Source organism: Sphingomonas sp. UYP23 (assembly GCF_054059235.1).
Window position 1 is genome coordinate 1,399,240 of record NZ_JBSSBX010000001.1, and the last position, 13,013, is coordinate 1,412,252.

The 13,013-nt window shown below is 66.8% G+C and carries 10 protein-coding genes; 4 read left to right on the forward strand and 6 right to left on the reverse strand.

All coding sequences use genetic code 11. The features are described 5' to 3' along the window. Nucleotides 1-61 precede the first annotated feature (61 nt). The 6 genes from ACVWYO_RS06935 to ACVWYO_RS06960 form a co-directional block, all read right to left on the reverse strand. Entirely contained in the window at nucleotides 62-592 is a 531-nt protein-coding gene (locus tag ACVWYO_RS06935; protein WP_457349382.1) for a hypothetical protein, read from the reverse strand. Next, a complete protein-coding gene (locus tag ACVWYO_RS06940) occupies nucleotides 589-5,571 on the reverse strand; it encodes a hypothetical protein (RefSeq protein ID WP_457349383.1) in 4,983 nt (1,660 codons plus the stop codon). Before ACVWYO_RS06940 ends, ACVWYO_RS06935 begins: the two co-directional genes overlap by 4 nt. Nucleotides 5,572-5,652: 81 nt before the next feature. Beyond that, nucleotides 5,653-6,741: a hypothetical protein gene (locus ACVWYO_RS06945; RefSeq protein ID WP_457349384.1), complete on the reverse strand. Its 1,089-nt coding sequence runs from the start codon at nucleotides 6,739-6,741 to the stop codon at nucleotides 5,653-5,655. 42 nt (nucleotides 6,742-6,783) lie between these two features. After that, on the reverse strand, nucleotides 6,784-7,254 hold the full coding sequence (locus ACVWYO_RS06950; RefSeq protein ID WP_457349385.1) for a hypothetical protein: 471 nt from the start codon (nucleotides 7,252-7,254) through the stop codon (nucleotides 6,784-6,786). Between the two features lie 11 nt (nucleotides 7,255-7,265). Further along, a complete protein-coding gene (locus ACVWYO_RS06955) occupies nucleotides 7,266-7,958 on the reverse strand; it encodes a hypothetical protein (protein WP_457349386.1) in 693 nt (230 codons plus the stop codon). A gap of 158 nt (nucleotides 7,959-8,116) precedes the next feature. Then, complete coding sequence (locus tag ACVWYO_RS06960) at nucleotides 8,117-8,782, reverse strand: response regulator (RefSeq protein ID WP_457349387.1); 666 nt, start codon at nucleotides 8,780-8,782, stop codon at nucleotides 8,117-8,119. 109 nt (nucleotides 8,783-8,891) lie between these two features. Between ACVWYO_RS06960 and ACVWYO_RS06965 the strand changes: the two genes are divergently transcribed. The 4 genes from ACVWYO_RS06965 (at nucleotide 8,892) to ACVWYO_RS06980 (ending at nucleotide 12,949) form a co-directional block, all read left to right on the forward strand. Further along, nucleotides 8,892-9,536 (forward strand): LuxR C-terminal-related transcriptional regulator, encoded by a 645-nt coding sequence (locus ACVWYO_RS06965; protein ID WP_457349388.1) that lies wholly within the window; start codon nucleotides 8,892-8,894, stop codon nucleotides 9,534-9,536. Continuing rightward, on the forward strand, nucleotides 9,533-12,034 hold the full coding sequence (locus tag ACVWYO_RS06970) for an ATP-binding protein (protein ID WP_457349389.1): 2,502 nt from the start codon (nucleotides 9,533-9,535) through the stop codon (nucleotides 12,032-12,034). The genes ACVWYO_RS06965 and ACVWYO_RS06970 overlap by 4 nt, the downstream gene beginning before the upstream one ends. After that, nucleotides 12,031-12,435 (forward strand): response regulator, encoded by a 405-nt coding sequence (locus ACVWYO_RS06975; RefSeq protein WP_457349390.1) that lies wholly within the window; start codon nucleotides 12,031-12,033, stop codon nucleotides 12,433-12,435. The genes ACVWYO_RS06970 and ACVWYO_RS06975 overlap by 4 nt, the downstream gene beginning before the upstream one ends. A gap of 91 nt (nucleotides 12,436-12,526) precedes the next feature. Further along, nucleotides 12,527-12,949, forward strand: coding sequence for a hemerythrin domain-containing protein (locus ACVWYO_RS06980; RefSeq protein WP_457349391.1), 423 nt, complete (start codon nucleotides 12,527-12,529; stop codon nucleotides 12,947-12,949). Nucleotides 12,950-13,013: the final 64 nt, after the last annotated feature.

The window sequence follows — 13,013 nt, forward strand, 5'->3', positions numbered from 1 at the left end:
TCCCCCCTATGTCGGGGGGAGGCTAGCGCAGTGTGTTAGGAAGCTAAAGCGCAAAATTGCGTTAGCGGATCATCACACGATAGCGGATCTGGAAGCTGCCGAGCACGCGGAAGTTCGCCCCTGGCTTGATCCGGATTGCCCGCACCCGGACGTCATAGCCTTGGGCGTCGGGCGTCGGCGCGTAGCTCCAGCTGCTGCCGTCATAAAAGTCGAAACAGTCGGTCGTGCTCGAAAGCGAGGCGAACGAGCAGGTCAGCCCGCTGGCGAGCAGGCCGACCAGCCCGCCATCGGCAAACTCGATCGGCCCTGTGCCGCTGGCAAGATTGGCCACGCGCAGCACGACGCTCGCCGGGAGGACATCGTCGATCCGCATCGTGTCGACCGTCTTGCCGGTATTGCCGACCGGGTTGGTGAACAGCACCTTATATTCGACCACCGCACCGGGAAGCGATTTCGGCGCGGCATTGCCGAGCGGATCGGACAGGACGGTGGCGGTCTTGGTCGCGGTCAGATCCGCGCCATACGCGCTGCCCGGGCCCAGCAGTGCGCATGCCGCGATCACGAGGACACGCGAGCGCCGAGCACGCATCACCGGCCGATCCCGAACAATGCGCGGCCGGCGCGGCCGAGCGAGCCCTGGTCGAATTTCAGCCGTGCGGTCACATACCCTCCAGCGCGCGAATAATGGTCGTCCTCGAAATCGCGGTCGCGATAGCCCGCGATATTGTAACCCGCGGTGATCCATACGTTCTTGGCAGGCGATACGCCGACCGTCGGGCCATAGCTGTACGACACCACCCCGCGCTGCCACGCATGCTGGACCGACGTCTGCACCCCGATATCGAAGCAACGCCCGACATCCTTGCGCATGTCGATCCCGATCGCATCGACATAGCCGGTATAATCGTAGGTCCCGAAGCTGCCGTGCACCCATTTCGACCCGTAATAGACCGTCGCCTCGAGCCCATGCCCGCGTCCCTCATTGCCGGTTCGATAGTTGAGCGCGAGATTGTTGATCACGCGGAGTGTCCCCTGAAAGCCGCCGCCGTAGGACGATACGGCGAGCACGTTGCTGCTTTCGATCCCCGCATCGGCATGTTCCTGGCGGAACTGCAGCCGCTCGAGCACCGACCAGCGACTGTCCTGCGGCCGCAGCGCGAGCGCCAGATCGGCGTTGAGCGCGGCGGCCGAGGCGCCGAAGCGATCGGTCAATGCGGCATAGCGGATCCCCGCCGCAAGCGTGCGCCCCTGCCCGAGCGTGCGCAGGAAATCGCCGGTGATCGTCCAGCGCACGTCGCGGTCCGAGCGGCGATGCTCGAGCCGCCCGTTCGCCGACCACAGCTCGGCGCGATACCCTGCGCCGACCGTCGCCGCGACATAATCGCCATCGTTCTGATAGGTGCCCGCGGTCGCGCCGTTCGCGGTGCTGGCAAAGGCGTCGATGAAGGCGCCGGTCGGCACCTTGCCGCGGACCGTGCTGCTCGCATCGAGCGTGACGTCGATCGTCCAGCGCTTGCCGATCGGCAGCGACTGGCTGAGGCCATATTGTGCATAGGTGCGCTGGCCGTTCTCGCCGATCGCCTGCTGGTTGAGCGTCGACATCAGCTTCGCCCCCGTCCACGGCGCGACATCGAAGCCCAGGCGCGGAGTGCCGACGGCAAAATCCTTGCCCTGCGCATATTCATAGCCGCCGAGCAGGCGGATCTCGTCGCGCACGCGCCACGCCGCGGTGAGTTGCTGGCGCAGCGGGAAATCGACGCTCGCGCGCTCGCCGCCCGGCGCGACCTGCGCCTGCGCGCCGAGTTCGAGCTTGCCGCCGAACAGCACCTGCGTGCCGCCCAGCGTCAGCAGCCGCGAATGCCGCGCCTGCCCGTCGATCCCGCTGTCATCGGCGAAGGTCCCGCCGACGAACAGCGTCCCCGTCGCGCGACGATACTCCAACCGGGCCTCGGCGGCCTTGCGCGCGCCGGGGCCATCGAGCTGGACGGCATTCCACGCGGTCAACGTCATGGCCAGCTTGCTGCTCAAGGCGACGCGGCCATCGACGCCGAACTTTCGCGTCCCAGCCTCGACGACATTCTGCTGGCCGAGCCCGAACGCCTGGTCCTGGCTGCGGCCATAAACGAGCACGTCGATGCCGCCGCGGTGCAGTTCCGCCTCGCCGAGCCACGCCTGCCCTGCCCCGAACCCACCGGCCCCACCCCGCGCATATTCGGCGCGGATTTCGCTGTCGACGGTCGGCTTGGCCTTGAGGTCGATCCCCGCGACCGTCCCGTTGCCCACGGTCGCATCGCGCAACACGCTCGCACCGAGCTGCACGCGGCCCTGCGCCATGCGCACCGTCGCACGGCCGCCAGTGGCAAGCTTGCGCAGCGTGCTCTCGGTCTCATAATCGACGACGATGAACACCGGGTTGAGCGCGGCGTCACGCCCGAGGATCGGCTCACGGAAGCGGAGCGTCCCGGCGGCGGGATCGATGTCGTAGTCGATGTGCCGCGTCATCTGCGTGCTCGTCAGGACGCGCTCGGGGCGGATCCGATCGCGCACTTCGAGCCGGAGCTGGTCGCTATTGGGAACGATGTTGCGGCCCGACAGCCGGTATGGCCCCGACAGCCCGTTGCCCTGAATCTCGTCGCGGCCGTGCAGCTGGTCGGTATTGGCGGCGAACGCGCTGAACAGCACGCGGTTGCCCTGATATTCGGCCTTCACGCCGTTGAGCACGCGGCTGTAACGCGTCAGCTGGGTATCGGTCAGCCCGGTCTCGAAATCGCCCAGCAGCGCGTAGAGATTGCGCCGCTCGAGCCGCAGGTACAGCTTGCGCTGCGTCGCCGCGTCATACCCCTGCGCGCTGCCGTCGCCATAGACGGTGTAATAGCGATCGGGATCAATCTGGCCGAGCAGCCCGCGCGAGCGGTCGATCTTGCGGTTGCTGTCATAGGCGAGCGTCATCAGCCACGATCCCTTGATCCGCCCCTTGGCATAGAAAGCGAGCTGGCCGTCGGTGACGACGCCGCCGCGCATCCCCGCCGGGAGCGACCGCGTCCGCGTCGACAGCGTGTCATAGCCGATCGTCCCCGCGCCAAAGCCGACCACCACCCAGTCGCGCGTCGAGGCGGCGAGCCAGGCGCGCACGTCGCTCGTCCGCACCGTCTTGTCCTGCGTCAGGCTGATCACGGCATGGACAGCGCCAGCGTGCGTCGTCGGCTGGAGCGCGATGAAGGCGAGACCGTCGTCGCCGCTGACGCGCGCAGTGGTCTGCGCGCGGCCCTTGCCGGCGAGCTGGCGCGCCTGGTCGAGCTCGACCTCGAGCGCGGCGGTGTAGGGCTGGTCGACCTTGAACGGGACGAGCGTCCCGTCGCGCACCGGATGCCCGCTCCGGTCGGTCACGCGCACCGCGATCAGCGGGCGTGTCAGGCCGTCGGCGACGAGCCGGCTGACGGCGGGAACGAACACCGCGCGGTCGGCGATGCTCGCGGATCGCACCGTGCGTGTCAGCGTCGTGACGACGCCGCCTTCGGCCGAAAACACGCGCACCGCGATGCTATTGTCGCCGTCTTTCAACGCGATGCCCGACCAGCGCGCCAGTGCGATCGTCTTGTCGGGATTGATGTCGGTCGTGTCGAACAGCAACGGATCGACCGGCTCGCCATTGACCACGAGCGCGACGCGCTGCCCCGGCAGATGCTTGACGACGACGCGCGTCACCGGCGCGCGCGGATTGTAGTCGGGGGTCGGGAACAGCAAGGCGACGCCGGGTTGCTGGCCCGCAAACCACTCTCGGTCGCCCGCGGCATGGGCGCTGCTGGCGACCGAGATCGGCAGCGCCTCGGCCGCCGCGGTCTTCACGCCGGTCGGGCGCAACTGGAAATCGACGCGCTTGAGCAAGCCGCCCTCGGCCTCGACGAAGCGCGAGATCGCACTGCCCGCGCTGCGCGTGTCGCTGTCGCATGCCACCGGCTGGTAGGCGGGCGGGATGCTGTTCGTATCCATCTGGACGACGTGGCGGCCGGGACGGATGCCCTCGACATGGTAATAGCCATCGCGGTCGGTCGCGACATAGGTGCCGTCCTCGAGCAGCAGGCGGATTCCGGGAATGCCCTTGCGCCCGCGATCGGGATCGCCGCAGCCGCCTTCGGTGACGCGGCCGATCAGCGTGAAGCCGTCGGTGAACAACAGCGGCGTGATCCGCACCGCGGCGGCGGCGTCATTGCTCGTCGTCCCGGCATTGCCCGAGGCGAGCACGCGGTTGACCGCCTCGCCCGCCGGAGCGCCGGGCGCGATGCTGACGACATAGCGCACGTCGAGCGTCGCCCCGCCCGCGACCGCAGGAACGGTGAAATCGAGCCGCCGCCCGTCGCTCGAGACGGCGGGCTCCGCCGTACCGCGCGCCGAGCCGCGCTCGTAGCGCAGCCCGGGCGGCAAGATATCGGTCAGATGGACGCGAAGCGCGGCATCACGCCCGCGATTGGCGAGCGTAACGCGATATTGCACGAAATCGCCCGGCGACGCCTCGCGCACCGAGGCGGTCTTGGTCAGCAGCAAAGCGGTAGCGCCGACCCGGTCCATCGGCACGTCGACATAGAAGGTGTCGGGCGTCGCCAGCGTGAACGCACGACCATATGACGCATCGTTGACGACGAATCCCGCACCCTGCGGGTCCTTCAAGGCGGCAAGCTCGCTTACGGTCTTGGTCGAGGGCGCGGTATAGGTGGCCGGCGGCTCAATCTTGAGATGATAGGTGCCCAATCCAACGAACGGGAAACGGTAATTTCCCTGCGGAAAGGTATAGGTGCGCCCGCTCGCATCGGTGGCCGACGTGCCGCTGACGACGCTCGACGGGTAGCGGCTGATGCCGTCGTCGCCAAAGACGACCGCAGGCCGGTCGGCCGCGTCGAGCAAGGTGATCCGCGCGCCGTTGATCAACGCGCCGCTGGCAGAATCGAACACATAGCCCGCCGGATCGACCAGCACCGAATTGGTCGAGCCGTAGCTATAGTCGTCTTCGGCAAAGCTCAGCGTAACGTGTTGCCCGCGCATCCGCGACGGGTCGCATGCCTCGGTCGCAGGATCGCTGCCGACTTCGGGCACGCCGCCGGCGAAGACGCCGGTGTCCAGCCCGGTCTCGAGCAAGGCGAGGCTGCCCGAATAGGTTTCGGTCGACACGCTGATCGTCGCATATTCGCGCGCAAGCGGGTCGCGATTGCCGCCGGCATTTTCGAGCACCAGGATCAACGGAACGTTGATGTCGAGCGCCTTGAGCGGCGGCGCGGCGGCGAGCGTCATGGCGTCGATCGGGGCGGGGGTGAATTGGAGCGTCGGATTCGTCTGACACGATAGGCCGGTGAGCTGATAGCCGACGGGAAGCAGGCGGAAACTGAGCGCGGTCGGACGCTTCGCGCGATCGACAACGACGGAGACGGGGTTGGACGCCACGCTCTGTCGGCCGTTCGGCGTATCGAAGCCGAGCCTCGCGATATTCGATATGCGCGCGCTTTCCTGCGCCGTCGCAGGGGCGACGGACGCCAGCCCGAGCAGGGCGGCGAGAGCGGTCAGGGCGCGCGGTCTGGGCATGATCGGGGGTGTTCGGCGCGCAGGTCTCCCGGCGCGCCGAAGCACGATCTCCTTGAACAAGGCTTTGGAAAGAGGTCGGGACTAGTTGATCGTTACCTTGAACGAGACCGCCACGATGCCGCCGCCGATCACCGTGCCAAGATTGGCGATGATCCGGTTGTTCGGTGTGTCATAGCTCCCGGTAAACGGCGCCGTGATCGTCGGGAGCAAGGTACACGTGCCGCCAGGAAGGCCGATCGCGAGCGACCCCGGGACATAGGTGGTGTTGGCCGGCACCGGATCGGTGATCGTGACGCTATTGGCCGAGGCGGTGAGCGTCGCATTGTTCGCGATCATGCAATATTCGACGATGGCGCCCGGCAGCGCCTTGGGATTGAGCGCATTGACCCCGTCCGACAGGATCAGCGCGGTCTTGTTGACGGTCAGCGCGACATTGCGCGTCGCGATGATATAGGAGCCATAGGCCCAGCCCTGACCGTTGCGGATGATATCGACGCCGATGCCGTCGCTATCGCCGTCGGCGAACACCACATCGACAGTATTGTCGGCATTCCCGAGGCTTAGATCGGTCGCGACGAGCGCGGCGCCCTGCGTATTTGCGGTGCCGCCTGTCGCCGCGATCACCTGCAGCGCGACGTCGGCCTGGTTGATCGTCCCCGTCGCCGGCACGTCGCCGACGATGAACACCTCGACCGAATTGTCGGGCGCGAGTTCGTCGATATAGGTGCGGGTGTCGATCGTCGGATTGTACACGCCGTCGCCATCGGTATCGACGAACACCTTGAAATTGGTGAGGTTGAAATCGTCGGTTCCGGTCAGCAGGCCGCCCACGATCCCCGACTGGAAGGCGTTGACGAGGAAATCCTGCGTTCCGTTGGTCGTGTTGGTGACCTTGTAGCGCGTATAGGCTGCCGTCTGACCGAGATTGACCTGCGTCGCCGCCGGCTGGTCGTAGATCACGGTCAAATTGACCTTGCGATCGACGACGAAGCTCGCCGTGGTCGAGTTGGTCGTCTGTGCCGTGCCGTTGACGCTGTAGGTGACCGAGGCGGTGTTGCTGACGGTCGTTCCCGCAGTGGTGCTTTGTGCGGCGGTCTGGGCATGCGCCGCGCCGGTCGCAGACAAGGTCGCGGTTCCGGCCAGTAGGATTCCAATCTTGGTACGCGTCACACTCTTCACTCCCTGTTAGAAATCGACGTCCGTAAAAAGTCGTTATTTGAGAACGGCCTGGAAGGAGAGCTGCCCTTGCGCTCCGCCTGGGACGGCATTGGCGAGGCGCCACCGCACATTGGTCACATCGTCGGGTGCCGCCGCGCGCGAGGCGCCGTCGGCCGTCCGGACGCGCAGGGTCGCGAGCGGGCCATAGGTCTTGCCGTCGACCGAAACGTCGGGCGCGGCCGAGCCTTGCGAGGGGCCGCGATAGGCGATCGCGGCGGGCACCGGATTGTCGAGCACGATGTTGCCGATCGGCTGGCTGCCGGTGTTGCGATAACCGAGCACGAAGATCACGCGGTCGCCCGGCACGACCCTGCGCGCCGGCACGAGCGCGACCCGCACGCTGCCATCGGCGGCGCGCGTCTTCGCTTCGGTCAGCGCCTTCGCGGTGACCTGGAGCGGCCCTGCGGCGAGCGCCGGCGTCGCGATGACGCTGGCCAATAAAAGGGCGGGTACAGGCAGATGCATTGGACGTCTCCTCACAAGGTCTTCACGCTGAACTGGATGGTGTGGTTGCCCGCCGCGGTGAGATCGCCGAGCCGGATATGGGCCCCGGCCGCGTCTGCGATGCCGGGGTCGGCGTCGGCGCCGTTCGCGCCCGCGCCGGCGAACACTGTCCCGGCGGCGCCGCTGCCCGATTGCGCGCTCACCGTCGCGGTGATCGCGGCCACCGCGGCGACCTGCGCGCCGTCGACCAGCACGAAGATGCGCACCCGTTCGCCCGGCGCGAGCCGTACGCTCGGCGGCGTCAGCAGCGGATCGGTATCGGCCTGGAACACACCGTCACCGTTGCCGTCGCGCGCGACGCGGTCGACCACGACGCCTTGCTGATTGCCCGTGATCGTGAGCGCGAAGCTCTGCGTACCATTCCCGGTATTGACGACGACGAACGGCACCGCGACCTGTGCCTGCGACTGGACCGCGAGGCTCGGACGTTCGGCGGTGATCGTCACGTCGAGCAGTTCGGCCGACACCAGGGTCACGGTGTTCGACGCGACTTTCTGCGCCCTGCCGCCCATCTCGAAGGTCAGCTCGGCGGTGTTGACGATCGGCGTGCCGGCCGGCACCGCCGCCATCGCCGGCGTCGCCACTGCAAGCGCAAGCAATGCCGCCAGAGCGGCCAGCCTCCGCTTGCGCTGCGCGACGACGATGGACGTAGAACGATCCGGCACTTTTCACCTGCATGATGGACGTGCAGGCGTTCCGCGGCATTTCAGGTTAAGCAGATGCTACCAGTCGTCCTTTGGTTCCCGGGACTTCGACCAATGTCGAATGCCGCGGCAAAAAAGGCGGCCGTCTGACGCGTCCTCTGGAACGAAGCGATCCGCCCTCACCCAACGGGCGCGAAGATGGGATCGCGGTCGATCTGCGCGAGCACCCGCCGCCCCTCGCGGCGCGCAACGGACAGGATCGCGGCATCGCCTCGCGACAGCCGCTCCCAGCTTGAACCGACTCGATCGAACCCGAGCGTGCCCGCGATTCCGGCGACGCGGTGCATCGCGTCCTGCGACGGCGTACCATTCAAGGATGCCACCGCTGCTGTCAGTTCCTCGCGAAATCGCGCGATCAGCGGTACGATCGCGGGCTGACCGAACTGCTCGGCCAGGCGGTGCGCACCGGCGAGTTCGTCGTCGGGGCGCCAGTCTGCAACCGCGGCCAGAAGCGCTTCGGACCGCTCCGATGGCGCCACGCAGCCGTCGAACCCGAGCCGCCACAACCGTTCGTCGGGGATCGCAGCATCGCTCTGTGCGAGGATCGCGGTGCTGCGCAGCGGCGGCGGCTCGGCGCGCAGCGCCGCGACCAGCGCCGTTGCGTCACCGCGCTGCAGCCCATCGCCGATCAGGATAAGAACAGGGCGATGGACCCGCGCCTGGGCGAGTGCGGCAACATCGTCGCGCGCTTCGAGCACATGCCATTGGGCGCTCGATAGGACCGCGTCGACGAACCGTCGATTGCGCGCGTCGCCATCCACCACAAGGACAATCGGAGGTTTCACTTGATCTCTATCAATAATTTATAGCGTTATCACTAGACAAGCTTGTCGTTTATGCCGAAGTTCAGCGCCCTGTAATCGAAAAAGATGAATGGTGTAGGGGAGATCTGTTGTGCAGCTTGGTGGCCATGCCTTGGTCGCTGACGATCATCCCCTGACGCGGGAAGGGCTGGCGCTTGCGATACGCGCCGCTGCGCCCGGAATAGCGCTAGACAATGTTGGATCGATCGCGGAAGCCGAACGGGCGATCGCTGCGCGCAAGGGCGGGTATCGCCTGCTCCTGCTCGATTTCGTGCTGCCGGATGCGCGCGGTTTCTCGGGGTTCCTGCAACTGCAGCATCTGCTGGCCGCGACCCCGATCGTCGTCATTTCCGCGCGCGCGGAGCCGGTCATCATCGAGGCGGCACGCGCGCTCGGCGCCGCCGGTTTCGTGTCGAAATCATCTGCACTCGATTCGCTGGCCGCATCGCTGCGGCTGATCTTTGCGGGCCAGCGCGTGTTCCCACCGGCGCAGGGTGCAAATCCTGCAGCGCACTCGCTGCGCGATCGCATCGCGACGCTTTCGGGGGCGCAGTTGCGCGTTCTGCTCGCACTCGCCGATGGCCGGCTCAACAAGCAGATTGCCGATAGCCTCGCCATCACCGAGGCGACCGTCAAAGCCCATCTGACCGTGATCTTTCGCAAGCTGGGGGTCGATAATCGCGCCCAGGCCTTGCTGGCGGTGCAGCCATTGCTGGCGGAGACGGGCGCGCGATGACCTTCGCCACCGAACATGAGATCGTTCGGCCAACCCCTCCCAACCTCGTGCAGTTCCTGCTGCTGACATTGCTCGCGCCGGTGCTGCTCGCGGTCTTCTCGGTCTGGCTCGAGGCGGAATATGCCAGCACCGACGCGCTCCGGCAGCAGGCGCACGAGGGCTTCGAGAACAGCGCCCGCGTCGCGACGCTCATCGAACGCCTTACCGCTGCCGAATCGGCGCAGCGCGGCTTCGTCATCACCGGCGAACGGCGATTCCTTGCGACTTATTCCGACGCAAAGGTCGCCGTCGGAACGACCTTCCTGCGGCTGGCGCCCGAGCTGCGCGGCCATCGCGAGGAAGAGCAGCGTCTCGCCGCGCTACAGCGTCTCGCGCGGCTCAAATTCGCCGAGATGGACGAGGTCATCGCGAAACGGTGGACCGCGGGGCTCGATGCCGCGGCACGCCTGGTCAGCTCCAATGCGGGCCAGCGCCTGATGGAGCAGATCCGGTTCGAATCGACCGCCATGGTCGATGCCGCCGGGCGCACCCGTGATCGCGAGGTCGCGACGTATCGCACGCGCGTTGGCGAGGACGCGACCACGATCCGGATCGGCATCGGTTTTATCGGCCTGGCGATGGTCGCCGTGGCGCTGCTGATCTGGCGGCAGGGCATGGCGAAATATCGCTCGCGCCTGCAAACCTATGACGTCGCCGAACGCAACCGCGCGATCCTGCAGAGCACGGTCGATGCGATCGTCATCTTCGACCCCAACGGCATGATCGAGACGGTCAATGCCGCCGCGGCGAAGATGCTCGGGTATCGCGCGGCGGACTTGATCCGCCGGGATTCGTCGGCCCTGATCAGCCAGCTCGATACATCGCGGACCTTTCATCAGCGGATCGGGCTGATCGACGGGCAGTTGCGCATGCCGCACCGTCCCGATCGCAAGCTGATCCACCATGACGGCCACGAGATTCCGGTCGATGTCGCGCTCGGCGTGATGCGCCTGCCCGCTGGCGACTATATCGTCGCCTCGGCGCGCAACATCGCCGAGCGCAAGCGCGCCGAACGGATGAAGGACGAGCTGATCTCGACGGTCAGCCATGAATTGCGCACGCCGCTGACATCAGTGGTGGGCGCGCTTAGCCTGTTGCGCTCGGGCGCGGCCGGGACGATTGCCGAGGCCCCCGCCCGGCTGATCGAGATTGCCGAGAACAATTCGCGGCGTTTGATCCGGCTAATCAACGACATGCTCGACATCGACCGGATCCAGTCGGGCCAGCTCACGCTGCAGCGCGAACGGACCGATCTCTGCGAGATCGCTGCGCGAGCGTGCGAGGGCAGCCAGGGGGCCGCGTCGGCACTCGACGTCCAGATCGAATGCCACCTCCCGAAGCATCCGGTGCTGATCTTGGGCGATGCCGAGCGTTTGTTGCAGGTGATTTCCAATCTGGCGTCGAATGCTCTGCGCGTCACGTCGGCTGGTGGAACCGTCAGGATCGGCGTCGCGCAGACCGACGACGGTCAGGCGCTGGTGACCATCGACGATGACGGACCCGGCGTGCCGATCGCGTTTCGTGACCGCATCTTCGGCCGGTTCGAGCGCGCGACCCACGAGCGCGGGGTCGGAACGGGTCTCGGCCTTGCCATCTCGCGGGAGATCATCACCCGCCACGATGGCAGGATCTGGTTCGAGGATCGCCCGGCGGGTGGCACGCGCTTTGCCTTTGCGCTCGCCCGCCTGCGCGAGGATCGGCTCGAGTCGACGCCAGCGGCAATGCCCAAGATCCTGGTGTGTACGGCCGATGCCGATGTGGTGGCGGTGGTCGCATCGCTTGCCATCTCGACGCGGTTCGAGTCGGTGCGGGTCGACACGGTAGCGGCGGCGACGACGGCGCTCGCACGCGGAGATCACGCCGCGCTGCTGCTTGATCCGACGGCCCCGGACGACACCGATTGCGCCCTGGTCCGTGCGCTCCAGGCGAGCCTCGACGCGCTTACGCCGCCGATCGTGCTCGTCACCGCCGAGCGCCGCGCGCGCCTTGAGGTGTTGGCGACGCTCGATGGCGTCGAATGGATCGAGGAACCGATCGATCCAGCGCGCATCGCCGAGGCGCTCCGCGCGGCGGTCGCACGGTCAGGAACGCCGCGTCCGACGATCCTGCATCTCGACGATGATCACGACGTACTGCTCGTGACCGAAGCTGCGCTCCGGCTCGAGGCCAATGTGCTCACAGCGACCGATCTCGCTGCGGCCCGCAAATTGATCGACACGCATGTGATCGATCTCGCGATCCTCGACTTCGACCTGGGGGGCGCGTCGGGGCTCGATCTGCTGCCGACGCTGGCGAGCGCGCAGGATGCCGCGATCCCCGCGATCCTGTTTTCGGCGCGCGATGTCGGGGCCGACGTAACCGACCGGGTCGATGCCGTACTGGTCAAGTCGCGCAGTTCGATCCGCGATCTCAAGGCGGCGATCCGCCGCATCCTCGTCGCAGCGGACAAGACGCCATGATGCCGCCCCTCGACCTGCTCTATGTCGATGATGACCCCGATATCCGGACGATCGTCGAGCTCGCGCTCGGGCTCGATCCGGCGATCACGGTGCGCACCGCCGCCTCGGGCAAAGCGGCGATCGCGTCGTTCGTCACGCCCGACGCGATTCCCGATGTGGTCGTGCTCGATGTCATGATGCCCGGGATGACCGGCCCGGAAACGCTCGCCGCCCTGCGGTGTCATCCGTTGCTCCGCGAGACGCCGGTGCTGTTCATGACCGCGCGCGGACGCGACGCCGACATCAAGGACTATCTCGCGCTGGGCGCGGCGGGCGTCATCCTCAAGCCGTTCGACCCGCTCTGTCTCGCCACACAGATTCGCACCTGTGTCGGCCGCGCGGAAATGCTGCCCGACCATTAGACCTTGGTCGCACTGCGCCGCACCCGATCACGGACCGCAAGATCCTGTTAAGCGCGTTGGTTGGATCACAGCCTTTGAAAGGGCTGTCCCCATGATCGATCACTTGCGGCAGGACCATGACCGACTGCGCGCGATCATCACCGAGCTGCGCGCCCTGCTCAAGGATGACGGTGCGCGGATCGGGATGTGCTTTGCCGCCGCGCGCTGGGCGCTGACGCGAGAGCTCCTGCGCCACATGGCGGTCGAGAAGCAGTTTCTGCGCGACCAACCGAACGAATGCGCCGCGCTATCCACGCTTTCGACCTACAATCCCGAAAACCTCGAACGCCGCTATCGCGACCATCTCGCGCGCTGGAGCGCGATGGCGATCGATGCGCAGTGGAAGGACTATTGTCGCGATCTGCGCGAGATGCTCGCCGCTTTGGAACACAATATGGATTTCGAGGAGCGGTCGGTCTTTCCCAGAACCGAACGCCCGGCCGCAACGAGCGGAAACGCGCCGCCGCATCCATGACCGGATCGGCGCGCGCGGGGCAGGTGTTTGCAATCACGACACTGCGCGACACGACACCAGATAC